The organism is Lutispora saccharofermentans (genome assembly GCF_024363565.1).
GTDB classification, from domain to species: Bacteria; Bacillota; Clostridia; order Lutisporales; family Lutisporaceae; genus Lutispora; species Lutispora saccharofermentans.
This window is the reverse complement of sequence record NZ_JAJEKE010000001.1, coordinates 243344-268149: the sequence shown is the minus strand read 5'-3', so window position 1 is coordinate 268149 and position 24806 is coordinate 243344. Positions and strand designations below refer to the sequence as shown.

Here is a 24806-nt window from a genome sequence, read left to right as displayed (position 1 = left end):
TTGATTTAATTATACAAAACTGTTGATTTGTATAATTAAATTATACACGATTGTTAAAAAAATATCATAATCCGATCATGCTGTTTTTCTCTATTATCTCGTCCAACTTTCTTATTCTGCATTTTTTCTAATAAATAGCTATAGATTTGATTAATGATCATGCTGCTTTGTATAGAAAAAAAGAATAATGAGGTATATATGGCTAAAAGATGGACATATATATATAAAGATAATAAATTTGAATGATCGAAGGAGGGATAAAATGGTACAAGCAGGTATTATTATCTTATATGTGTTATATATATCCATGTTAGCCTGTATTATTTTCAGGTATTATAAAAAGACAAAACAATTGAAGGCTATGAATGATAGCTTTCTTATGGCGATTCATGATATAAAAAATTATAGTGTAAATATTGATGCTTCAGGTCAAATACTGAAAGCAATAGCAGAAAATGAAGAGAAGGGCACCAGCTGTGATGTTTTGTCCAAGCATTTGGAGGTTATAAACAAAAATTGCCGGGAGATGAATGGGCTTATTGAAAACTATTCCAAGATAATAAAGCATTGGGAAAAGCCCGGGAGCGATGATACCGAAGAAGATATAGCTGAGCTGGTGGAGGAAGCCGTCATATTGAATAATCATTATGCAAAAAAGAAAAATATTGATGTAAAAATTGAAACAAAATGGCAGGGAAAGCTTCTTAAACTTGACAGAGAGAAGGTCATAAGAATTCTAAATAATATTATAATGAACGGGATCAAATATTCCTATGATGGAGGAAAAGTTCTGGTATCAATGCATAGTGAAGATGACTGGCTGGACATAAGTGTTATCGATGATGGAAAGGGAATGAGCCATTATGAATTAGAAAGGGCTTTCGATAAACATTATCGGGCAGGCAGAGATGGAGATATTGCGGAGTTAAGCCTGGGCATCGGTCTTTATGCTTCCAGGCACTTGGCCGTGGAGTTGGGCGGAACACTGTGGGCAGAGAGTACTGAGGGAAAAGGCAGCAGATTTATATTGAGATTGCCTGTGAACAGGGCAGCGAAGAGCATAAAGGCAAAACAGCTTTTTAATTTCAGCATGGCCTCGAAAAAGACTTCTGTTTAATAAACTGTCATATAAAATTGTTATGTATAAATCAATACAAACTATTCCTTTTGGCTGCAAACTTTTTTGTGATAAAATAGAGAAAAAGGACATAGGAGGTATAGAATGTACATATTTGATGCCCATTCAGACATTTGGATGAAATCGGTGGAAGAAAGAAGATTGGGTGATATGGATTATTTTATGGATACACACTTTCCCAAGCTTCAGGAAGGAAAAATATCCGGCGGAATTTTTGTAGTATATACAAGAACAGATAAAAAAGTTGACTCAGTTCGCTACCTCTGGAGGGAAATAGGCGGTGTAATGGGGGAGATCAGAGCTTTGAGAAAGAAGGATGCTCCCATTGATTTTGTAAAATCCTATAGAGAAATAGAAACAGCAATAGAAGCAGGACATTTTTTTGCTATTATGGGGATCGAAGGTTTAAGCGGGATAGAAGGAGATATTGAGCAAATCAATACTCTATATGACCTGGGCTTCAGGCATGCCAGCCTGACATGGAATGAGGAAAATCACCTCGCAGCCGGTGCGGCCATAGAGGATGGTTCTAAAGGCGTTACTGCTTTAGGTGAGAAGGCTATAAAGCTTATGGATGATCTTGGCATGATCTTTGATGTATCCCATCTTAATGAGAGGAGCTTCTGGGAGGTAACCGAAATATGGAAGAAACCCATGATCGCTTCTCATTCAAACTCCAAGGCTATTTTACCGCATAGAAGAAATATCACCGACGAGCAGGCCAAAGCCATTTCCAAATCCGGTGGCGTAATAGGGGTAAATGCCTGCGGAGAATTCCTGCATAAGAATAAGCCGCATATCAACTGCTATCTGGACAACATTGAACATTTTGTAAATGTAGCCGGGTTGGAAGCAGTAGGAATAGGATTTGATTTTTGTGATTTTTTAAGGAGCGGTTCATTAGGCTCTGATGAAAAGATAAGCAAAGGCGTAGAAGGCCTTGAGGATGTCAGAACCGGAGGAGCGGTGCTGGAAGGCTTGAAGTCAAGGGGCTTCAGCGGAACAGATATCGAAAAAATAGCACATGGAAATTTCTTGAGAGTGATCAGAGAGATCATCTATTGATGTGTGTTAACGCAGAAGGATTGAATAGGTTTGTGCAGAATAATTATTTAGGGGGTATATATAATGAATAATGCCATTGATGTGATAATGAACAGGATATCTTTAAGAAAATATGATGAAAGGCCTATATCTAAGGAACATGCAGATATTATCCTGGAATGCGCAATGAGAGCTCCTACAGCAGGAAATATGATGCTTTATTCCATAATCAATGTAGAAGATCAAAATAAAAAAGAGATATTGAGCAAAACCTGTGATGACCAGCCTTTTATAGCTGATGCTCCGCTAGTGCTTATTTTTTTAGCTGATTATCAGAGATGGTATGACTATTATGTTAATTCTGATGTACACTCATATTGCAAATCAAAAGGAATAGATTTTGAAGGTCCAAGTGAGGCAAATTTGCTGCTGGCATTATGCGATGCGATCATAGCAGCCCAGAATGCAGTGATAGCAGGTGAAGCACTGGGCATAGGCTCATGCTATATAGGAGATATAATGGAAAACTATGAAACTCACAAAGAGCTTCTTAATCTGCCCAAATGGGCATTCCCCGTTGGGATGCTTTGCATGGGTTATTATCCGGAAGGTTACACCAGGGTTAAAAGAGGAAGATTCGACAAAAAATATATTGTACATACTGATAATTACTCTGACTTGTATAAAGAAAATTTTAAAGAGACATTTGCAGATATAGAAAAACGCTTCAATGCGGAGAATAAATATGGTGCAGATAATATGGGGCAATTGCATTATGCTTTTAAAACCGGCGCAGATTTTTCAAAAGAAATGGCCAGATCGGTGAAGGAAGCATTAAAAAATTGGAGCAGTGAAAAAATAAAGTAAGATGGAGGCGTATATATGGGACAGGTACTGGATTGCAGAGAAGCAGCAAAAATCTTTTTGGAGAGTATAAAAAAAGACAGTCTGGATCTTAAGAATAAAGGAATAAACCCTACTTTAGCGATTGTCAGGGTAGGGAAAAGAGAAGATGACATCGCCTATGAAAAAGGCATCTTAAAAAATTGCGAGAAGGTAGAAATAACAGGCAAGGTGCACGAATGTCACGAAGATATTGATATGAACAGTTTTGTAAGGCTTATTAAAGAACTGAATACAGATGCGTCCGTTCATGGGATTTTGATATTCAGGCCATTGCCCAGACATCTGGACGAAAGCATAATAAAGCATATAATAAGCCCTGACAAAGATGTGGATTCCATGAACCCTCTTAATTTAGCCAAGGTTTTTGAGGGAGACCTGGAAGGCTATTCGCCCTGCACACCGGCTGCTGTAATGGAGATAATGAAGCATTTTAATATTGATATCAAAGGCAAAATGGTTGCTGTATTGGGCAGGAGCATGGTTGTAGGAAAGCCATTATCAATGATGCTCTTGAAGGAAGATGCAACTGTTATGATTTGCCACTCCAAAACAGAAAATTTAAAGGAGGCTGCAGCAAGTGCTGATGTAGTCGTTGCTGCAATAGGCAAGGCAAGGTTTATTGGAGCTGAATATATAAGGCAAGGTGCAACAGTAATTGATGTAGGCATAAATGTTGATGAGAATGGCAAGCTGTGCGGAGATGTAGATTTCGAAGCTGTTATAGATAAAGCTTCTTATGTTACTCCTGTTCCGGGCGGTGTTGGCTCTGTCACAACAGCGGTTTTATTGAAAAATGTAATAAAAGGAGCAAAAATGATGCGGTAAGCATCATTTTTGTATTGATTTTACTGCAAAAACTCCAACCTATGCAAGCTTACAAAGTCTTAGTCTCAGAGCTTTGCGATCCTTATCAGTTAGCACAACAGAGCTAAAAATTAGATATTTCAGCTGAATTTTTATTAAATTAACATAATACAGCAGAATGTACATATATAGGAAGGATGTAATATCTGGATATCTATTATTAAAAACTGCCTTAAGCTTTGGTATTACTCAAATAGTATTACATGGACAGAAATTTTGACAAAGATGGACATACAGTCTATAATAAATATTATGTAAACTACACTAAGCTGAATCCCGGTGATGCCGGGTACGGAGGAACCAAATAGAGGGGTTAGTCCGAGAAATATCTTGGTAGGGAGCCTTCTTTCCCGAACCCGTCAGCTAACTTCGGAAGCGAATATAGAAGGAGAGTAATACTTATGAAAAGAATATTGAAAAAAATTTCAGCTTGTGCAATCATGGCTGGATGCATATCTATGCTTTCAATGGGTGTAAATGCAGATTCATTGATAAAACCCGGCTCCAGAGGAAGCGAAGTTTATACTATTCAAACAAAGCTGAAGAATTGGGGATATACAGGCGCCGCTCCTGATGGCGTTTACGGCAGCAACACTAAAAGCGCCGTAATGTATTTTCAAAGCAAAAATGGGCTTGTGGCAGATGGAATCACAGGTTATTGGACTTTGCTGAAACTCGGCATGGCGGAGATAAATTCCACATTGAAAATTGGAAGCCGAGGAGCTTCAGTCGCGAATTTGCAGGCAAGCTTGAATAATAAAGGGTTTTCTGCAGGTAGCGCAGATGGAATATTTGGGTACAAAACTCAGAATGCAGTTATAGGCTTTCAAAAGGCAAATGGTTTAACACCTGACGGTATTGCCGGACCAATAACTCAAACAAAACTATCTTACTCCAATGGTAATGCGACGGCTGCTGCAACGCCTTCGAGAGGGACAAGCAATACACAGGAAATGTCTACAGATCTTTACTGGTTGTCCCGAATAATAAACGCAGAAGCAGGCGCTGAGTCTTATAAAGGTAAAGTTGCCGTTGGCAATGTTATAATGAACAGGGTGAATTCAAACGAATTTCCTGATACCGTAAAAGGTGTAATATTCGAATATTATCAGGGCATACCTCAATTCAGCCCTGTGGCAGAAGGAACAATATACAACACTCCGGATGCTGACAGTATTGCTGCGGCAAAGGAAGCACTGAGCGGATCTAAACCTGTGGGAAACTGCACATATTTCTTCAATCCGGCTAAGTCGGCCGGAAATTGGATAGTGAAGAATAAGATCTATGTGACAAGAATAGGCAATCACGTTTTTTATAAATAATAAAGTTAGGACAAGGCTTAAGCCTTGTCCTAACTTTATTATGCAAATGCTTTTCAGGTTGTATGAAATAGAAAATTTTAGTATACTAAAAGCAATGATAATAATATTTGTGCAGGTGCATAAAATTGATTCAAAGATTGATAATCCATGTCGATATGGATGCTTTTTTTGCTTCTGTGGAGCAAATGGATAATCCAAAACTGAAGGGCAAACCGGTTATTGTCGGTGGAAATAGTCCGAGGGGGGTTGTAAGCACTTGCTCTTATGAGGCACGCAAATATGGGGTTCGTTCTGCAATGCCGATTTTTATTGCAAAGCAATTATGTCCCGGCGGCATTTATCTTGCTGTGAGACATAAGCGTTATGAGGAAATATCCCATAAAGTATTTGACATTTTGCATTCAGTGACTGATATGGTCGAACCCGTATCCATTGATGAGGCATATCTTGATGTAAGCACTCTAAAGGATGAGCCAGTAGAGATAGTTAATATGATCAAGAAAAAGGTCAAAGAGTTATTAGGTCTTACGCTATCGGCCGGAATATCCTATAATAAATTTCTGGCAAAAACAGCATCAGAATGGAATAAACCCGATGGTTTAAAGGTCATAACAGAGGATATGGTGCCTGAGATTTTGAAGCCTCTCCCTATAAAAAAAGTGCATGGCATAGGTGAAAAGTCTATTGAAAAGCTGAACGAGATAGGCATATATACAATAGGCCAGCTTCTTAATCTTACAGAGGATGAAATGGTTTACTATTTCGGAAAGTATGGAATAGAAATCTATAATAGGATCAGAGGTTATGACAACAGGCCTGTATGCGTGGAAAGAGAAACAAAATCTATAGGAAGAGAAACAACCTTCGATAATGATACGACTGATAAATCTTTTTTGAAGGCTGTTTTGTCGGATTTTGCCCAAGAATTGACAAGGGCTTTGGATGAAGAAGCTTTATTCGCCAAAACCGTTACTGTAAAATTTAAGACTGATAATTTTAAAACTCATACAAGAAGCAAAACACTAAAGAAGTATATAAATACTTATGGAGAAATCAAAGCTACTGCTTTTGATATTTTAGATAATTACAATATAAATGGAAGTATAAGGCTTATAGGCCTTTCACTATCTAACTTTAGTGATGCAAGATATGAGCAGTTATCTTTTTTTGATTTGCATATGGATAAACAGCTTGAGGAGGGGTAATATGGATAAAACAAAGAAGAGCATGCTCTCCTTAAAATGGGAAGACGGCAATCTTGTAATACTGGATCAGACCAAGCTTCCCATGGAGACGGAGTATATTTTATTGGAAACTGTAGAAGATGTCTGGGATGCAATCTTTAAGCTAAAGGTAAGAGGTGCCCCTGCCATCGGGATAGCTGCTGCTTATGGTCTTTATATATCTGTCAGAGCTTCAAAGGCACAAAGCTTTGAAGAGTTTTATGAAGAGCTTAGAAATAATGAGGATTATTTAGCATCTTCCAGACCTACTGCAGTAAATTTGTTTTGGGCATTGAAACGTATGGAGAAAAGAGCCTTGAGCAGTAAAGAAAAAAACATGGGAGAAATAAAAGAGGATTTGCTTCAGGAAGCTCATAATATAAGGCAGGAAGATGAGCAAATGTGCAAGGCAATAGGAGAAAACCTTTTGACTTTGCTTAAGGATGAAATGACTGTTTTGACACATTGCAATGCAGGAGGTCTGGCTACAGCTAAATATGGCACAGCTCTGGCACCTGTTTTTCTGGCTAAGGACAAGGGCTGGAACATAAAAGTTTTTGCCGATGAAACGAGACCTCTGCTTCAGGGGGCCAGGCTTACTGCCTGGGAGCTTATGCAATATGGAATAGATGTGACCCTTATATGTGATAACATGGCTGCCCATGTTATGAGCAAAGGCTGGATTGACGCCGTTATAACAGGCTGCGACAGGGTTGCCGCCAATGGCGACGCTGCCAATAAAATCGGTACATATGGATTGGCGGTACTGGCTAAGGCTCATGATATACCGTTCTATATCGCTGCTCCAAGCTCAACTATAGATATTGATACTTCTGATGGTGAGGACATAGTAATCGAGGAGAGACATGGGGATGAGATATGCTGCGGCTTTGGGAGGAGAACTGCACCTAAAGGCGTAAAAGTTTATAATCCTGCTTTTGATGTAACGCCCTGTCATCTTATCACTGCAATCGTGACAGAGAAAGGCATATTAACTCCCCCCTATAGCGAAGCTATAAAAGAAATATTGTTAAAGCAGGTATAAGGAGGATGAAAATGGCAAATGTATTGATTTATCATAATATAACTGAACATCATTTAAAGTATTTGAAAGAAAAATTTCCGGATTATAATTTTTATTCTTGTACAGACAAAGAAGAAATGGAAAGAGAGATTGAGTCTGCAGAAGTATTTATATCTTTTACATTTACTGAAGAAATGCTGAAAAGTGCAGATCATTTGAAATGGGTCCAAGCTTTGAGTGCCGGAGTGGATAGCTTTCCGCTGAGTGCGATAAAAGAACGGGGAATAATATTGACCAATGGCAGAGGCATACATAAGATTCATATGGCAGAGTATGCCATAGGAGTTTTGATTATGCTGGCTAGGAATTTTTATTTAATGTATGAGAAGCAGAGGAACAAGGTGTGGGATCCAAAAGTCCATCAGGGAGAAATAAACGGTGCGACTTTGGGAATATTGGGCTTGGGAAGCATAGGAAGTGAAATTGCCCAAAAAGCAAGCTTTTTAGGCATGCATGTTATCGGCGCTAAAAGGGATTCGACCGCTGTTCCTTATGTGGAGAAGGTTTATTCCCAAGAGGCTATGGAAGAAGTATTTAAAAAGAGCGATTATATAATTAATCTTTTGCCCGGCACCAAAAATACCAATAAAATTATAGATAAAAAATATTTTGCTCTTATGAAGGAAGGAGCTTGCTTCATAAATATGGGCAGAGGAAGCACTGTAAATGATGAGGATTTTGCAGAAGCTTTAAAAAACGGGAAGATAAGAATTGGAGTTTCAGATGTCTTCTATAAGGAGCCGTTGCCCGAATCCAGCCCTCTTTGGGATGCAGATAATTTAATAATAACCCCTCATATCTGCGGACAATCTGATAGGTATTTTGACAGAGCATTAGAAATAATTGAACATAATTTGGCGGCTTTTAAAGGCAAGGGCGATTATGTTAATCTAGTTAATATAGATAAAGGGTATTAATTAGATGCTTTATTCCATTGCAATAACTTTGTTCTAATTTGTTGTGCTGGCTGATAAAAGAGTGCATAGTGAAGTAACTTAGAGTTTTTTAGCGAAGTATAGCAAGAGAGGATGCCCCGGGGCATCCTCAATCGTTATCAGCTAACACAGCTGCTATTCTATGCTTACATTATTTGATGAAAAATACTTTATCAGATAGTCCATGCCTAATCTTTCAATAGTTTCTCTTTTTTGCAAGCCTGTTTCCTTACATAAACCTTGAGTTTCATAATATTCATCCAACATAGCATCAAATTTTTCTCTGTCCATGTACTCACCTTTAAAGGGGCCTACATTGAGAGGTTCTTCCATTATCCGTTCAGGCAGATAGTCATCTTTCCTCGTGAATCCTGCATGAATTGTATTAAATGCTCTCTCCAGATTTAAAATTTTTTCAGCAATATTCCACATTTCCTTATCTGTAATAGTTTTTCCTGTAAATGCTTGATACATTCTGGTAAAATGCTTGATGTCAGCAAGCGCAACCTCATACCAACCTGCATCAAAATAGCATATGCCTATTGAGTCAATAATAGCTTTATAAATTTCATACCAGGCAACCAATTTGCCTTTGCCTTTATAGGAGCCTGGAATCCCGGCTTCTTCGCAATTAAAAAGCCATTTGCCAACTTGCTCTGGTATCTGACGATTCTCGGTTTGCGGAGCACCGCTTAGATGACCGCTGCCCCTTGTACTGGTTGCTATGGCCAGAGACCAAGCTTTATGTGAATGAACGCCTTGTTCATTGATTCCTACACCTTTAATTTGCATAGCATACTTTTCGCTGCCTCTCCCAATTATCCTTGAGGCATTGCTGACACCTTCCGATAATAAATCACCGAAATCTTTTCTAAATGCCATTTGCTCTACAAGTGTGATCAAATCCGTTGAATTTCCCCATTTCAGCTTAAGGCCAAAAGTATCCTCCTCGTTTATTATTCCCTCTTCAAAGCACTCAATTGCCCAGGCCACTGATGCCGAAACGCCGTCTACATCCATGCCGTATTTGTTGCATAAAGAGTGAATCTTCAGCACCTCAAAGGGATCATCAATATCCCAGTTGGAGGCAAAGCCTCTGACTGAATTTGCATGCATACCTTCGCAGGACAGTACTTCTCCGTCTCTTTCCATTTCGTAATAGTGCAGGCAGGCAAGGGGGCAGTTATAGCAGCGGGTTCTTTTCTTCTCATATGGCTTATAGGCTTCTTCAGAAACCTTTTTTGCTTTATCAGGATCCCAGTATTCTTCCTGAAGATTTCTGACCGAAGTAGGTACTTTGCCGCTCCAGCCGCCTACGCCTGCCATGCCGTGGGTCCCGCCTTTTCTCAATGACGCTGAAGCCGGAGATGAGAGTAAAATATGGCTGTAGCTTTTTACTAAATCATTAAAGAGAGCTTTGTCATGCATCTTTAAATCCTTATCGCCTTTAACGGCTATTGCCTTGAGCATTTTGCAGCCTAATATGGCACCGCTTCCGCCCCAGGCAAGTGCATGAGCTTTATCTATCATGACGCATGCTACTTTTGACAGGTTTTCACCTGCCGGACCGATTGATATAGCTCTGATTCCATCATCTTTCAATTCTTCTTTTATGGCATCTTCCGTATCCCAGGTTGTCATGCCCCATAGATGTGAAGCATCTCTAAGCTCAACATTTCCGTTGTTTATAAAAAGGTATTTTGGTGTTGAAGATTTTCCTTCTATTATTATGGCATCAATGCCGGCTTTTTTTAATTCCGGACCCCAATTCCCTCCGCCACTGGAATAGGATATACCTCCGCTTAGTGCATTCTTTGTCACCAATGCAATCCTTGATGAGCCCGGCAAAGAAGTTCCGGTAAAACAACCTGTAGCTATTATAACTTTGTTTTCTTCAGAAAGAGGCTCGGCATCTTTAGAGACTTCATTTAAAAGTACCCAGTCTCCATAACCCCTGCCTCCAAGGAATCTGTAGAAATCTTCCGTTGTAAAAAAATTTATGCTTCCAAGGCTCAAGTTTACTCTGATGACATTCCCTTTTATATTATCCATTTTATCACCTCACAAGTTTAATTGTAGCTGCAATATTTATAAAACGGGTATGAATTAATTATTAATGAACTGTACATAATATTCTATATTAATATTACACAAAATTTCGACATTTATCAACAATGTTTTCATAGTTTTTATACAGAGGAATTCATTGCTATTGTCAAGAATATATCAAAAGTAACAGAATACATCATATTAATAACATTTAAAGGAGGAGTTTTGTTATGGCTTATAATCCAGAACAGCCGGTTTTTGAAACAGAAGTCAAATCATCGATTAAACTTCTATATGGTGTAGAAGACAGGCCTAAGACGTGGTGGGAAACCCTATTTTATGCCTGGCAGGTAACCCTGGTTGACTTTACCCCATTTATTTGGGCGGGTGCATTTGTCTCCTTGGCAGGGCTGCCGGATACAGTAATACCGACAATGATCAGTGCTTGTTTCCTTGCAATGGGTATAGGCACAATAATTCAGACAACCATAGGGAATAGGCTTCCTATTGTACAAGGACCTTCATCTTCAGTATTGACAGCTATGGGCGGAGTGACCGCTATATATGGCTTTCCTGCAATGTGGGGCGCAGTGCTGGTAGGCGGTTTGCTTGAAATGATTATTGGCGCATCAAGGATTTTAGGCAAGATTCGTAATTTCATTCCCCCTGTGGTGACAGGTTCTGTTGTAACAGCTATAGGCTTTGTAGCCGCCAAAATATCCATTACGTGGATATTTAGTTCAACTAAACCTTTGCATTTATTATTAGCCTTAATAGCATTTTTGCTTGCCTTAATATTGAAGTATAAAGGAAAAGGTGTTTGGTCTCAAGGCTTCATACTTATTTCCGTAGTGGCAGTGGGAGTTGTATTGTCCACTATATTAGGCCAATATGATTGGGCTAAAGTAGCCGCAGCGCCCTGGTTTGCTTTCCCTAGATTATTCCCATTTAAAGGATTCGACGGAACCAGCAATGCATTTGTACTAATACCAATTGCAATCATTGGAGGATTTACGGGATATATAGGTTCCATGTTTGAGTCATTAGGAGATTATGCAGCCACTTGTGCTGTATCCGGGGAAACTTATAGAGTTAAGCATATAAACAAGGGCATAGCAGCAGAAGGATTAGGATGCATAGCCAGTGGTTTCTTAGGGGCTTTGCCTGTTACCTCTTATACTCAGAACATCGGTATCATAGCAGCTACAGGTATTGCAAGCAGATTTATAACTCAGGTAGCAGCAGTAATGTTCTTGTTCTATGGACTTTCACCGAAGCTCGCTATGGCGTTGGCATGCATTCCAAGGTCTGTTGTAGGCGGAGTATTTGCAATAAGTGCCAGCTTAATAATGTTCTCAGGTTTGGAAGTTATATTCTCAGAGACTCAGAGCTTTGAAAATAACTTAATAGCGGGAACAACTATAGGTGCTGCTGTAATGGTTCCTTTCTTTGCTTCTACTACCGGTGCAAAATGGGTAAGCACAATGAGTTCTTTCCCCAAAATGTATATGAACAACAATGTTTTCATAGCAGTGACAGTGGGTATAGTGATGAATTTATTGGTAAATTATGTCCTTAAGCCAAAAGATGGGCAGCCATTAAAAGAATAAACCAATGAAAAAATGCTGCAGCTTAGAGCCTGCAGCGTTTTTTACTAAAGTGATAAAAAGTATAAAATATGGTGGATCTGTTATATTAAATGTATCTAAATAATATTTACCTTTGGTCCAATGTTGATTTTTCGAGTCCGGTTATTTATACTATAAGTAGGAAACTATTTTACCTGAGATGTTGGTTGGATGTTTAACCTTAACCTACAATGAGTATACGGGAGTCTGTGTATCCATATGAAAATCGAGCCTTCGTCTTGTTGGTGGATTGAAGTATGAATTAAGACACCCACCTGCGTGAGTGCAGGTGTAAGGTTAAATCTAACGGCATTTTGGGGCATGGATCAGCAGGCATTTGCCTGCTGATTTTGTTTTTTTGTAGCAAAGCCTTTTCCTTCTGAATACTATGGTATGGAGATATATTAAGGAGGGAAGAACATGAAAAAATATGACATAAATATTATGCCGCCTATGGGTCCTGGTTTTAGGTTGGCTCGTGCCTATGTGCCATTTCAAGTATTTGGTAAAATATTCGAGCCTCAAAAAGCGCTTATGAAAGGAACGATCTTTCCGGAACTTTATGACCCTTATCCAAAGAAAAAGAGATCCGAAGAAGATTAATAATGGAGGTGTGTTTCATGAAAATAAATAAGGAAAGGCTGGAGCTTTTAAAAGAAATAATGGCTCTTGAATTTTCCATGATTGACCTAAATCTATATCTGGATACTCACCCAAGAGACGAAAAACCGCTTATGATTTTTGCACAATATAGCTGCAGATTAAAAGACCTGAAAGAAAAATACGAAAATGAGTATGGACCGTTGACTCCCGATAGAGCAGCGAACAGTGAGTGGAAATGGATTGAAGAACCATGGCCCTGGCAAATCGACTATGAGATGGGGGGAAAATAATATATGTGGATATATGAAAAAAAGCTTCAGTATCCGGCTTGGGTTGAAAGCTGCGATTTAAGAATTGCAAAGTTACTATTTGCTCAATATGGAGGGCCTGATAGTGAATTATCTGCAGGCTTAAGATATTTGAGTCAAAGATATAATATGCCAATACCTGAAGCAAAAGCAGTTCTTACAGATATTGGCACTGAAGAATTGGCACACTGGGAGATAATTGGGACCTTGATATATAAAATTATAGAAAGAGCAACTCCAAAGCAACTGGAGGAAGCAAGCCTGGGAGCTCATTATGTTCAGCACGGCAGGGACCTTTATCCCCATGATGCATCCGGCGTACCATGGACGGCAGCATACATTCAGGCTATTGAAGACCCTATAGCAAACTTGCATGAAGATCTGGCAGCAGAAGAAAAAGCCAGAACCACATATGAGCATCTGATCCAATCCACCAATGATAGGGGTGTGATTGAGACCTTGAGCTTTTTAAGAGAGAGAGAAGTTGTTCATTTCCAGAGGTTTGGTGAGACTTTGCGCCTGGTTCAGGAATATTTGGATAGAAAGATGTATTATTGATAAATCCGGCTGAAAAGCCGGATTTACTAATAGTCTGTCGCATTAATGCCTATCTTTTTAGCATTTGCATTGATTGCTTGATTCCAGAAGTTCATCTAATATTGTTTCGCAATCTACTATGATAGAGCAGATGCAATCCATATCTACAAATTTGAATTTATCATGATAACGGAATACTGCTAAATCACCTATTACCGCTACCAGGCATGCATCTTCCAAAATGCAGTCTTCACAAGTATTTTTTAGTATGGCAGTAACCCTATTCTCATCATCTTTTGCCAATAAGCAGAGAAGCTCTCTTATGCTATCGGGAAAATTCTTTACTCTGAACTCTTTGCATTCTCTTCTGCTCTCGTAATCCCTAGATTCTTTTTTGCAGCAGTCTTTGCCCATATACAATTCACCTCCTAATTGTAGGCGCCCTTCACTTGCTGATGCAGGTGTTGTTCACCTCTAATACTATAATATTTTTACAGGCCTAAAGTGTTACAAGTCTTTTTATAAATTTTGGACTTATTAGTAAATTACCAATTTTAAATACAGGGGGTTTAAGAAATGAAACTAGGCTTAGTTTTTTCCGGAGGCGGAATTAGAGGGCTTTCTCATATAGGAGCCTTAACTTGTTTGATTAAATATGGACTAAAACCGCAGATGATTTCAGGCTGCAGCGCAGGAAGCATCATTGCCGGATTATATGCAGCAGGAATAGCTCCAAAAGATATGGAAATGTTAGCACTGAAGAATATTGCGCATATCATTGATCTAGATTATAAAGGGATATTTAAAGCCATCGAGAATTTAATTGCAAATAAAAATGCAGAGGGGACCTTAAGCGGCTTTATCAAAGGTGATAGAATTGAAAAAACAATAGATGATATTTTGAATGGCAAGAAGATGTATGAAGCAGATATATTTCTTGCTATACCGGCTGTAGATATTAACAGAGGCAGGACTGTAATGTTTGTCAGCCGTAAAGTGCCGCAAGAGAATGAGAAGGCATTATATATCGATGGAATTAAAATATCGGAAGCTATAAGAGCAAGCATCTCAATACCTGTGATATTCTGTCCAAAAAAATTTGGGGATTATTCTCTTGAATTGGTGGATGGAGGGTTAAAGGATAACCTGCCCTTTGAAATAATCATGAGAATGGGTGCTGATAAAATATTATGCTATGATCTGGGATATAACGGGCAATTAAAGAAGGGCATAGACAATATTTTCGAGATAGCATCCCAGTCTCTAAGTATTTTTAGTTATACAATCACATCGCTAAAAAAAGAGAAGTATGGGATTGACGATTTGAACAGCTTCAGAAAAAGGAATTTGAGGCATGCAGGAAATAAAAAGGAAATACTGATTTTAAATCCCGGTATATATGATGCTTCGATATTGGAAACAAAAAGAGCCCCGGAGATGGTAGAAAGGGGATATGAGTTTACAAAAAAATATGCTAATGATATATTGGAATTTATATACGGGTGATGCAGATAGGCTGGCGTGAACCGCAAAGCGAATTAATAGATTGACTCAGTTTTTTAAAAACATTATAATTAAAGCAATAGAATATCATTTTTGGTGCCTTAGGCATATATTAAAAGTGCATAAGGTTAAAAGGGAAAGCAGTTAAAACCTGCTGCAGCCCCCGCTACTGTATATGGGATGAAATCCGACTATGCCATTGGGAAATCGAGAAGGCAGGAGAGTAAGATGAACCATGAGCCAGGAAACCTGCCAATTATCGTTTCAACCTTCGGAGGGAGGGGATGATCATCTTTTCATATTCCCACACTGCAGGTGTGTTTTTTTTATTTTGATTTAAGGAGAAGAGTTTGAATGAAGGATTTAAATGAAATACTGGAAGGCATAGAAGGAAGCTGCGAGCATGCTAAAATTAAAGCAAAAGAAAGATTGGACAATCTGGCAAAACCTTTAGGAAGCTTAGGGCAATTAGAAGAAATTGCAATAAAGCTTTCAGGCATAACAGGTAAGATCAGCAATCCCATGATCAATAAGCAGCTTATAATAATGTCGGCAGACAATGGTGTAGTAGAAGAAGGAGTGAGCAGCTGCCCTCAGAATATAACGGCAATTCAAACGATCAATTTCATAAGAGGGGTTACAGGTGTGGGGGTATTGGCGAAGCATGCAGGAGCCAAGCTCAAGGTTGTTGATATAGGAATCAATGCAGATATTGATTATCCCGGCTTATATAAAAGAAAAATCAGGAAAAGCACATGGAATATGGCCAAAGGCCATGCCATGACGAGAGAAGAGGCCTTAAAGGCTATAGAGACAGGCATAGATATGGTTGAAGAAGCGGTGCGGGAAGGGGCGCAGGTTTTAGGCACCGGTGAGATGGGCATCGGCAACACGAGCACTTCAAGCGCCATTATAATGGCTTTTACAGGATACGATGCAGATAGGATCGTAGGCAAAGGTTCCGGCCTTACGGAAGAAGGCTTTGAAAATAAAAAGAAAATTATAACCCAGGCATTAAGGATCAATGAGCCGGACAAAAATGATCCCATAGATGTGCTGTCAAAGGTTGGAGGCTTCGATATAGGCGGTATGGCAGGCTGTTTTATTGGGGCTGCATATTATAGATTGCCTATTTTGATCGATGGCTTGATATCTGCGGCAGCCGCGTTATTGGCATATAAGTTGAATCCTCTGGCTGCGGATTATATGTTCACTTCTCATTGTTCGGCAGAGCCCGGATATAAGACAATAATAGAAATATTAGGATTAAAGCCTATGCTTAATCTGGATATGCGGCTGGGTGAAGGAAGCGGCTGCGCCATAGCTTTCAATATTCTGGAGGCGGCTGATAAAGTTATTACAAACATGGCTACTTTTGAAGAGGCCTCAATAAAAAATGATTATTTAATTGATATAAGGTAGGGATATTTATGGGTAAATGTATTTTGGTTACGGGCGGAGCCAGAAGCGGGAAGAGCAGCTTTTCAGAGAATATGGCAAAAAGCTATGGGGAGAAGGTGATATATATAGCTACTGCTATAGCCTTTGATAGTGAGATGGAAGACAGGATAAAAAAGCATAAGGAATCCAGATCTAAGGAATGGCTTACCATAGAAGCCTTTAAAGGTATTGATGAAATAATACATAGATATGGGGAGGAATATGATTGTTTCTTGCTGGATTGCATCACGGTCATGGTAACCAATCAGATGCTGGAATATTTTAATTATGATATGGAGTATGTCAGGATAGAAGATTATAACAGGGCCGAAGAGAGTATAAAAGTTCAGATCGGCAATATGCTGGAGGCCATATCAAAGTCGCCGGCAGATGCAATACTTGTCTCAAATGAGGTGGGCTGGGGAGTTGTACCGGAAAATCCTGTAGCCAGAGCGTTTAGGGATATTTCAGGAAGAATAAATCAGATTATTGGTCAAAAGGCTGATGAGGTATATCTGACAGTATCGGGCATACCCATTAGGATAAAGTGATGTCATGAGAAGTTTAGTTTTAATGATTCAATTTTTTACCCGGATACCGATAAAAATTAATATCAATGCAAAGGGTGAGGATTTTTCAAATGGTATAGTTTATATGCCTTTTGTAGGTCTTATTGTAGGTTTATTCAATTATGGAATTTATATTTTGGTCGGCTCCTTCAGCAATGAGATATTAGGGATTATATTCTGGTTGATTTCAAACATTTTCATAACCGGAGCTATTCATATAGATGGTCTTGCTGATTCCTGCGACGGTCTGTTTTCTGCGAGGAGCAAGGAAAGAATTCTGGAAATAATGAAAGATAGCAGAGTCGGCACCAATGGAGTGATCGGAATAATACTGGATTTTCTATTGAGGTTTGGCATGCTCTATACACTTTCCAATGCTGCGAAAGCACCGGCTATTATACTGGCGCCTGTTGCAGCAAAAGCCTTTGTTCTTCTATTGTTTGGCATATCAAAATATGCAAGGCCTAATGGGGGCATGGGAGGGCTTTTTTATTCCCATATGTCTTTAAAGCGGCTTATTGCAGGCATATTTTCGGGGATTTTAATAATTTTATTTATTGGTTCATGGGAAACACTTGCTGTATTAATACCGAGCCTTATCCTTGTTTTGGCTTTCAAAAAAATTGTAGATGACAAGATAGGCGGAATGACCGGAGATACATTGGGTGCGGCAAGTGAAGTGTCTGAGATAAGCTTTATGGTTTCTTTATATTTATTGGAAAGGTTAATATATTGATGGTAACTTTATATTTGATAAGGCATGGTCAAACAGAGCTAAATAAAGCAGGGGTATTCTTGGGCAGTCGGGATGAGGCTTTGAACGGCCTGGGGATGGAGCAGTCAAAAACCATAAGGGAGGTTATGAAGACTAAGGAGCTGGATTGCATTATCACAAGCCCTTTAAAAAGATGCTATGATACTGCAGCCTGCATTGCTTCCGGAAGAAGTTTAAGCATCAATATTGCAGAGGGATTCAAAGAGATGGATTTTGGTTTATGGGAAGGGATGCATCATAGGGATATAAGTTTGCAGTATCCCAAAGAATGGTCTATAGGTGTGAACAACTGGAAGGATATGCATCCTGCAAAAGGAGAAAGCTTTAGAGACTTTTATACAAGAGTTTCTGAAGCTGGCAAAGAGCTTTTAAAAATGCAAGAAGGGAAAAAAGTTGCCTTGATAAGCCATGACGGCCCCATGAAGGTCATAGCATCCTTTTTGCTCAATTTAGGTATGGATGGATTTTGGAATTTTCATTTTGAACACGGTAAGTACAGCCTGTTTGAAATAGAAGAGGGTCATTGTACTATAAGAAAGATTAATTCTATAGAATAGGGATTTTACTGCAATAACTTTGCTTAAATTGTTGTGCTGACTGATAAAAGAGTGCATCGCATTTGCGATCGTTATCAGTCAATACAACTGATATTAGAGGAGGATACGATGAAAAACAAATCTATTATGATACAGGGCACCGGCTCATCAGTAGGGAAAAGCCTTATATGCGCCGCATTATGCAGGATATTTACACAGGATGGCTATAAGGTAAATCCTTTTAAATCTCAAAATATGTCTTCAAACTTTTATATCACCAAGGATGGCCTGGAAATGGCCGTTGCTCAGGCCATGCAAGCAGAAGCATGCAAAAAAGAGCCTTCTGTGGACATGAATCCCATCCTGCTTAAGCCTTTAACAGATAAAGGCTCTCAGGTCGTAATATCGGGCAAAGCATTTAGAGGGATGAATGCAGAAGAATATTTTTCTTTTAAACCCCAATTAAAGCATAGGATTGCAGATATTTATGAAAATTTGTCCAACCGCAGCGATATTGTAGTTATTGAGGGAGCCGGGAGTCCGGCGGAAATCAACCTGAAGCGGGAGGACTTTGTAAATATGGGCATGGCCAAGATCGCCAAGGCTCCGGTTGTTCTGGTGGGAGACATAGACAGGGGCGGAGTTTTCGCGTCACTGGCAGGTACGATGTTGCTCCTTGATGAAGATGAGAAGAGAAGGGTCAAGGGAGTCATAATAAATAAATTCAGAGGAAGCTATGAACTGCTGAAGCCAGGTTTGAGAATGCTTGAAGATATAATAAATATACCGGTTCTCGGCGTTATTCCCTATTTTGTACATAACCTTCCTGAAGAAGACAGTTTATGTGACAGTTTAAAAGATAAGGGCGATGACAGCATTGATATAGGAGATCAATTTGATATACTGGCTGATGTTATAAGGAAGAACTTGGATATGTCAAAGGTATATAAAATATTGGAGGAAGGAATTAATGATCAGCATATGGATCGCTAATTTAGCCGATTTAGCTTTCGGAGACCCATACGGATTTCCTCATCCTGTAAGGTTGATAGGCTTATATATATCTGCCTTTGAGAAAATAGCAAGAAGGATTTGCAAGGATAATAAATCATTAAAGCTTGCAGGGGTTTTCCTGACTATATCTACGGTATTTCTAAGTTATATGACTGTTTGGGCATTGCTAAGGGCAGCTTATTATATAGGAGGGAGCTTGAGGCTTTTTGTAAATGCTTTCATATTGTATACATGCCTGGCAGGAAGATGCCTGGCAAAAGAAGCCTCAAAGATAGCAGCCAGCCTCAAAAACAATGATATAAATGGAAGCAGGAAACTTCTTTCATATATAGTCGGCAGAGATACGGCTCATATGAATGAAAATGATATTTCCAGGGCTGTAATAGAGACTGTATCAGAAAATGCAAGTGATGGGATAATTGCACCGCTTTTTTATATGTTTTTAGGTGGCGCACCTCTTTCAATGGCTTATAAAGCGATAAATACGATGGATTCCATGGTAGGCTATAAGAATGAAAAATATGAATTCTTTGGCTGGGCGTCCGCAAGACTGGATGATATAGCGAATTTTATACCTTCGAGGCTTACTTCCATATTCATGATATGCGGGGCCTTTGTATTGGGACTGGATTATAAAAATTCGCACAGGATAGTGAAAAGAGACTGCAGGAATCATTTAAGCCCAAACAGCGGATACCCGGAAGCAGCAGCGGCAGGTGCCCTTGGGATCATGCTTGGAGGAGCTAACTTATACTTCGGGAAACTTGTAGTTAAACCAAGCATTGGAGATAAGCTTAAGGATATAGATGGTGAGGATATAAAAAAGATGATCTCCTTGATGTATGCTGCCTGGATAATTTCGCTAATCGTTTTTTCAATTTTCAATAGTTATTTTACCGGAATAATTCTAATTTAACCTTGCTCCAGGGAATCTTCTCTTGCTCTTGCGGAGTAATTCACCTTAGTTGTCCTGACTGATAAAAGAGTGCGTTGTGAAGTGACTTAGAATTTGTTGGTTTTGACGCAACCCTATACAAGCTTACAAACTCTTAGTTTCGGAACTCTGCAATCGTTATCAGTTAGCACAACAGAGATTCACAAACTGCTAATAAAGGGGATTTTACGATGAATTTTCATGGAGGGAATATCTATAATTACAAAAATATCCGATATGACTTTAGCGCTAATATCAATCCTCTCGGGGTGCCTGATAGCTTTAAGAAAGCCTTGATGGATGACATAGATAGCTTTACTCGATATCCTGATATCCGCTACGCTGATTTAAAGGATAATATAAGAAGTTACATAAATGTACCTGAGAGCGTAAACATTCTTGTGGGAAACGGAGCGGTAGAAATCATATATTCTATTTTGGGAGCCCTTGATGCGCATAAGCTGTTTACAATAGGGCCAACCTTTTCTGAATATAAGAAGGCTGCATTGAATAATAGAATAGAGTATGATGAGGTTTTTGCATATAATCAAGATTTTTCAAAGATAGATATTGACTCTTTTTTAGACAGAGTTGAGAAGCGCACAGCAGTCCTCTTGTGCAATCCCAATAATCCTACCGGATTTTTACTCGATAAGCTTAAGCTGGAGCAAATTGCTTCAAAGCTTGGAGAAAAGCAATGCATTTTAATTATTGATGAAGCATTTATCGAGTTCACGGATGATTATCCTAACAGTTCTTTTGTTTCAAAGCTTTTGGACTTCCCCAACACTATTGTTATAAGAGCTGCGACAAAGTTTTTTGGCATGCCCGGGATTAGATTGGGTTACGCATTGACCTGCAACGATGAAGTTTATAAGAGAATCAATGATTTACAGCATCCGTGGAATGTGAATACCGGAGCCGTAATAGCTGCCAGTTGTATATTTAGCGATAAAGAATATATTATAAATTCTCATGAGTGGATAAAATCCGAGAGAGATTTTCTTTATAAGGGCTTATCCAATTTTGAAAGTATAGAAGTATACCCCTCGAGAGCTAATTTCCATTTGTTAAGAATATCTGATGAGGAGCTTGATGCATATAAATTGAGGGAAGCGCTGGCGGGCCGTGGTATACTTATAAGGACACCAGACGGCTTTTCTTTTCTCACTAACAAGTATTTCAGATTGGCTGTTTTGGATGGAGGGGCAAATACTGCCTTGCTTTCAGCATTGAGGGGAATTTTACCGAGATAGATAGGGAACTGGGAACACAGTACGCCGAGGGCGGCGTCCCCTACTTTTCATTCCTGATTCTTTACTCTTAACTCTTAACTCCTAATCCATTCCCTTCAGTGGTCTTTTTGTGAGGCTTCCGTGTCTTTCAGTGGTTTACGTTTCCTCAAGGTTAATGCCACTGCCAGAGAAACCAAGGATACAGCAGCGATAACTCTGTAAAGAGAGAATATGCTGAAGAAATCTATTATGATGCCTCCTGCCAGATTGCCTATCAGAGCTCCTAAGCCGAATATCAATGCGGACATCAAGGATATACTGAAGGACCTTGCTTCTACAGGGACCAGACTGCATAAATAGTCTAAGCCTCCTGCCATGAATAAGGGAAAAGTAAGTCCCTGCAAGAACTGGATCATTATTATTATGCTAGTATTTTTCCAAAGGGTGCACAAGAAGAAACGAATTGAGAATAATGCCAGAGACAGCAAATATGTATTCAATGAGCCGATTCTGGCAATAAGCCTGTTTATTACAAAAAAAATAGGAACTTCAGTTATTGCTACTATAAACCACAGCAGCCCCAGATTCTGCGTGCTTCCTCCTGTTTCTTGAAGAAGCACTCCTATATAGCTGTTATTGGCTCCGTAAGAAATACTTCCTATTGTAACGGAAAGAAGGAATATCATAAAACCGGTGTTTTTCAGCACTTTTAAAGGTTGTATTTTGCTTTTTTCCTGTTCGGTATTTTCTTCTCTAAAATTTAATTTAGATAGGAAAAGCAATATAAACAGGCTGAATAATGAATATAAATAGAATATTATATCAATGGAAGTTCTGGCAATAATCATGCCTAAAAAGAATGAAGAAAATGCATAGCCTGCAGAGCCCATCAATCTTATTTTCCCATATTTTATATTGCTGTAGTTATGAGCTATCTTATAACACAAAGAGTCCATTAACGGAAGCAAGCCGCTTTGAAAAATAACGAAAAGCACAATGGAGAACATGACTCCATAGAATTCATGCGCCAGAGTAAATGAGATTACAGCCAAAGCGCTTATGATCGCTGAAATGTAAGCAGCCCTTTTTATGCTTATGTATTTATCCGTTAAATAACCCCATAAGGGCTGAAATAAAATATTTATCGCTGAATTGAGGGCAAGTACAATGCCTATTTGTATATAGGAAAGCCGGCGATCTTGCAAATAAAGCAGCAAAAATGGGGTATAGCAGGCGAATACCCAATATACCGCAAAAAATAAAAATGACAAATTCCTATTAAGCCTTTTTTTTTCCATAGCATATCACCTCTTGAACGAGACTTCATTCAGTGGTCAAGTCCAGAAATAATTATAACAGATGGCAGTGAAATATAAAATAGGGAGATTATACAATAACTGCGTAAAAAGTATAGCACAAATATTATATTATGATATAATATATAAGGTAAAAACATAAATTTTAGCTTTTTAGGGGGTAAAAATCTTGAACAGGCTATATGCTTCTATGGATGCGGAGGAAATCCAATGCAGCAAAATACATTATAACCTGCCGATTAAAGAGCTCATCGGCATTGCAGTTGAAAAAGAAGACGGTTATATAGCAAAAAACGGTGCTTTGTGCATTAATACGGGCAAATATACCGGAAGGTCACCTAATGATAGATTCATTGTCGACAGTCCGTCTGTACATCATCACATAAACTGGAATAAGGCTAATATGCCCATGACTATGGAGAATTTCGATAGACTTTGCTCTAAGATTTTAGATTATATTAAGGAAAAAGAAATATATGTTTTTGATGGATTTGCCGGAGCAGACAAGGATTACCGCATGCCGGTAAGGGTGATAAATGAATTTGCATATCAGAATTTGTTCTCCCAACAGATGTTGATAAAGGCTAAGGAAGGAGAGCTCAGTGATTTTAAACCTGAATTTACTATCATTGTAGTCCCTGACTTTAAAGCCGATCCACAGGTAGACGGAACAAATTCCGAGGTATTTATTGTACTTAATTTTGATAAAAAGATGGTGTTGATTGGCGGAACAAAGTATTGCGGTGAAATAAAGAAATCTGTATTTACAGTGATGAACTACCTGCTGCCTTTTAAGGGTGTTTTGCCGATGCACTGCTCCGCAAATGTTGGACAGGATGGCGAAGTGACATTGTTTTTCGGCTTATCAGGAACAGGAAAAACCACATTATCTGCAGACCATGACAGAAGGCTTATAGGCGATGATGAGCATGGATGGACAGATAAAGGTGTGTTCAATTTTGAAGGCGGATGCTATGCAAAATGTATAAACCTTTCCCAGGAGAACGAACCTCAAATATGGAATGCTATTAGGGAAGGTGCTTTGCTGGAAAACGTTGTAATAGATAGCGCTACCGGAGAACCTGACTATGATGATGGCAGGCATACGGAGAATACCAGAGCTGCATTTCCTGTTGAACATATTGATAATTCCATACTTGAAGGTGTTGGCGGTATACCCAAAACCATAATATTTCTTACTGCAGACGCAACAGGGGTTTTGCCTCCTATATCCAAGCTGACCAAGGAGCAGGCCATGTATCATTTTATGTCCGGTTATACCAGCAAGCTAGCTGGCACAGAAAGAGGCATAGTGGATCCAAAAGCTACTTTCTCCACATGCTTTGGCTCACCTTTTATGCTTCTCAGGCCTCAGGTGTATGCGAAGCTGCTGGGTGAGAAGATTGACAAATATGATGTGAAAGTATTCTTGGTTAATACCGGTTGGGCGAGCGGCTCATACGGAATAGGCAGCAGAATGAAGCTTAAATATACAAGATCTATGGTAAGAGCTGCAATGAATGGGCAATTGGATGGAGTAGACTATTATATAGACCCTATTTTTGGCCTTGCCATTCCGAAAGAATGCCCTAATGTTCCCAATATTGTTCTGAATCCTCCTAATACATGGTATAGTATTGATGAATATTATAGAAAGGCTAATAATCTGGCTGAGAGCTTTAAAAGCAATTTCAAGCAATTCAAAGATGTACCCGAAGATATTTTGGATGCAGAGCCGGAAAAAATGCCTGAAGATTATATAGTTTAAGCTCAATAAGCAATTCAGCTTAATTTAATCGTAAGATGTCAGAGCAGCGGATAATTATTTAGCCGCTGCTCATAT

At 39.0% G+C, this 24806-nt stretch carries 23 protein-coding genes, 1 other RNA gene, 1 pseudogene and 2 riboswitches; of the genes and pseudogenes, 22 read left to right on the top strand and 3 right to left on the bottom strand.

What is annotated here, in order from left to right; translation table 11 throughout:
• Positions 1-262 precede the first annotated feature (262 nt).
• From LJD61_RS01420 to LJD61_RS01375, 8 genes are all read left to right on the top strand, one after another.
• On the top strand, positions 263-1117 hold the full coding sequence (locus LJD61_RS01420) for a sensor histidine kinase (protein ID WP_255225702.1): 855 nt from the start codon (positions 263-265) through the stop codon (positions 1115-1117).
• A 105-nt stretch (positions 1118-1222) separates the two neighbouring features.
• On the top strand, positions 1223-2203 hold the full coding sequence (locus tag LJD61_RS01415; RefSeq protein WP_255225701.1) for a dipeptidase: 981 nt from the start codon (positions 1223-1225) through the stop codon (positions 2201-2203).
• Between the two features lie 63 nt (positions 2204-2266).
• Positions 2267-3049: a nitroreductase family protein gene (locus LJD61_RS01410; protein WP_255225700.1), complete on the top strand. Its 783-nt coding sequence runs from the start codon at positions 2267-2269 to the stop codon at positions 3047-3049.
• 15 nt (positions 3050-3064) lie between these two features.
• The gene (locus tag LJD61_RS01405; RefSeq protein ID WP_255225699.1) at positions 3065-3913 is read left to right on the top strand and encodes a bifunctional 5,10-methylenetetrahydrofolate dehydrogenase/5,10-methenyltetrahydrofolate cyclohydrolase; all 849 of its coding nucleotides are present in this window, start codon (positions 3065-3067) and stop codon (positions 3911-3913) included.
• Between the two features lie 296 nt (positions 3914-4209).
• A riboswitch (cyclic di-AMP (ydaO/yuaA leader) is annotated at positions 4210-4345 on the top strand.
• Between the two features lie 8 nt (positions 4346-4353).
• Positions 4354-5274 (top strand): peptidoglycan-binding protein, encoded by a 921-nt coding sequence (locus LJD61_RS20235; protein ID WP_303740621.1) that lies wholly within the window; start codon positions 4354-4356, stop codon positions 5272-5274.
• A gap of 128 nt (positions 5275-5402) precedes the next feature.
• Entirely contained in the window at positions 5403-6479 is a 1077-nt protein-coding gene (locus LJD61_RS01385) for a DNA polymerase IV (RefSeq protein ID WP_255226007.1), read from the top strand.
• Position 6480: 1 nt separating this feature from the next.
• Positions 6481-7542 (top strand): S-methyl-5-thioribose-1-phosphate isomerase, encoded by a 1062-nt coding sequence (mtnA, locus tag LJD61_RS01380; RefSeq protein WP_255225698.1) that lies wholly within the window; start codon positions 6481-6483, stop codon positions 7540-7542.
• Positions 7543-7553: 11 nt separating this feature from the next.
• Positions 7554-8498: a D-2-hydroxyacid dehydrogenase gene (locus LJD61_RS01375; RefSeq protein WP_255225697.1), complete on the top strand. Its 945-nt coding sequence runs from the start codon at positions 7554-7556 to the stop codon at positions 8496-8498.
• Positions 8499-8651: 153 nt separating this feature from the next.
• On the opposite strand, the gene LJD61_RS01370 is transcribed toward LJD61_RS01375, so the two are convergent.
• Entirely contained in the window at positions 8652-10568 is a 1917-nt protein-coding gene (locus tag LJD61_RS01370) for an aldehyde ferredoxin oxidoreductase family protein (protein ID WP_255225696.1), read from the bottom strand.
• 227 nt (positions 10569-10795) lie between these two features.
• On the opposite strand from LJD61_RS01370, the gene LJD61_RS01365 reads away from it, so the two are divergent.
• From LJD61_RS01365 to LJD61_RS01345, 5 genes are all read left to right on the top strand, one after another.
• Positions 10796-12175 (top strand): uracil-xanthine permease family protein, encoded by a 1380-nt coding sequence (locus LJD61_RS01365; RefSeq protein WP_255225695.1) that lies wholly within the window; start codon positions 10796-10798, stop codon positions 12173-12175.
• Positions 12176-12342: 167 nt separating this feature from the next.
• Positions 12343-12518, top strand: a non-coding RNA gene (gene ssrS / locus LJD61_RS01360) — 6S RNA.
• A gap of 95 nt (positions 12519-12613) precedes the next feature.
• Positions 12614-12796, top strand: a complete 183-nt coding sequence (locus tag LJD61_RS01355) for a spore coat associated protein CotJA (RefSeq protein WP_255225694.1) — start codon at positions 12614-12616, stop codon at positions 12794-12796.
• Positions 12797-12813: 17 nt separating this feature from the next.
• Complete coding sequence (locus LJD61_RS01350) at positions 12814-13086, top strand: spore coat protein CotJB (protein ID WP_255225693.1); 273 nt, start codon at positions 12814-12816, stop codon at positions 13084-13086.
• A gap of 3 nt (positions 13087-13089) precedes the next feature.
• A complete protein-coding gene (locus LJD61_RS01345) occupies positions 13090-13662 on the top strand; it encodes a manganese catalase family protein (RefSeq protein ID WP_255225692.1) in 573 nt (190 codons plus the stop codon).
• Positions 13663-13719: 57 nt separating this feature from the next.
• Here the strand turns inward: LJD61_RS01345 and LJD61_RS01340 are convergent, their stop codons facing one another.
• Positions 13720-14055 carry a hypothetical protein gene (locus LJD61_RS01340; protein ID WP_255225691.1) on the bottom strand — a complete coding sequence of 112 codons (336 nt, stop codon included), beginning with the start codon at positions 14053-14055 and terminating at the stop codon, positions 13720-13722.
• Between the two features lie 162 nt (positions 14056-14217).
• Between LJD61_RS01340 and LJD61_RS01335 the strand changes: the two genes are divergently transcribed.
• From LJD61_RS01335 to LJD61_RS01300, 8 genes and pseudogenes are all read left to right on the top strand, one after another.
• Positions 14218-15147 (top strand): patatin-like phospholipase family protein, encoded by a 930-nt coding sequence (locus tag LJD61_RS01335; protein ID WP_255225690.1) that lies wholly within the window; start codon positions 14218-14220, stop codon positions 15145-15147.
• Between the two features lie 74 nt (positions 15148-15221).
• A riboswitch (cobalamin riboswitch) is annotated at positions 15222-15415 on the top strand.
• Positions 15416-15498: 83 nt separating this feature from the next.
• Positions 15499-16566 carry a nicotinate-nucleotide--dimethylbenzimidazole phosphoribosyltransferase gene (gene cobT, locus LJD61_RS01330; protein WP_255225689.1) on the top strand — a complete coding sequence of 356 codons (1068 nt, stop codon included), beginning with the start codon at positions 15499-15501 and terminating at the stop codon, positions 16564-16566.
• An 8-nt stretch (positions 16567-16574) separates the two neighbouring features.
• Positions 16575-17135, top strand: a complete 561-nt coding sequence (gene cobU / locus LJD61_RS01325; protein WP_255225688.1) for a bifunctional adenosylcobinamide kinase/adenosylcobinamide-phosphate guanylyltransferase — start codon at positions 16575-16577, stop codon at positions 17133-17135.
• Positions 17136-17157: 22 nt separating this feature from the next.
• The gene (cobS, locus tag LJD61_RS01320) at positions 17158-17889 is read left to right on the top strand and encodes an adenosylcobinamide-GDP ribazoletransferase (protein ID WP_255225687.1); all 732 of its coding nucleotides are present in this window, start codon (positions 17158-17160) and stop codon (positions 17887-17889) included.
• Positions 17889-18485, top strand: coding sequence for an alpha-ribazole phosphatase (gene cobC / locus LJD61_RS01315; RefSeq protein WP_255225686.1), 597 nt, complete (start codon positions 17889-17891; stop codon positions 18483-18485). The genes cobS and cobC overlap by 1 nt, the downstream gene beginning before the upstream one ends.
• Before the next feature lie 108 nt (positions 18486-18593).
• A pseudogene (locus tag LJD61_RS01310) lies at positions 18594-19349 on the top strand (cobyric acid synthase); the annotation flags it as partial.
• 85 nt (positions 19350-19434) lie between these two features.
• Positions 19435-20394, top strand: a complete 960-nt coding sequence (cbiB, locus tag LJD61_RS01305; protein ID WP_255225685.1) for an adenosylcobinamide-phosphate synthase CbiB — start codon at positions 19435-19437, stop codon at positions 20392-20394.
• 209 nt (positions 20395-20603) lie between these two features.
• On the top strand, positions 20604-21668 hold the full coding sequence (locus LJD61_RS01300; RefSeq protein WP_255225684.1) for a pyridoxal phosphate-dependent aminotransferase: 1065 nt from the start codon (positions 20604-20606) through the stop codon (positions 21666-21668).
• Positions 21669-21763: 95 nt separating this feature from the next.
• On the opposite strand, the gene LJD61_RS01295 is transcribed toward LJD61_RS01300, so the two are convergent.
• On the bottom strand, positions 21764-22945 hold the full coding sequence (locus LJD61_RS01295; protein ID WP_255225683.1) for an MFS transporter: 1182 nt from the start codon (positions 22943-22945) through the stop codon (positions 21764-21766).
• Between the two features lie 208 nt (positions 22946-23153).
• On the opposite strand from LJD61_RS01295, the gene pckA reads away from it, so the two are divergent.
• Positions 23154-24731: a phosphoenolpyruvate carboxykinase (ATP) gene (gene pckA, locus LJD61_RS01290; RefSeq protein WP_255226006.1), complete on the top strand. Its 1578-nt coding sequence runs from the start codon at positions 23154-23156 to the stop codon at positions 24729-24731.
• Positions 24732-24806: the final 75 nt, after the last annotated feature.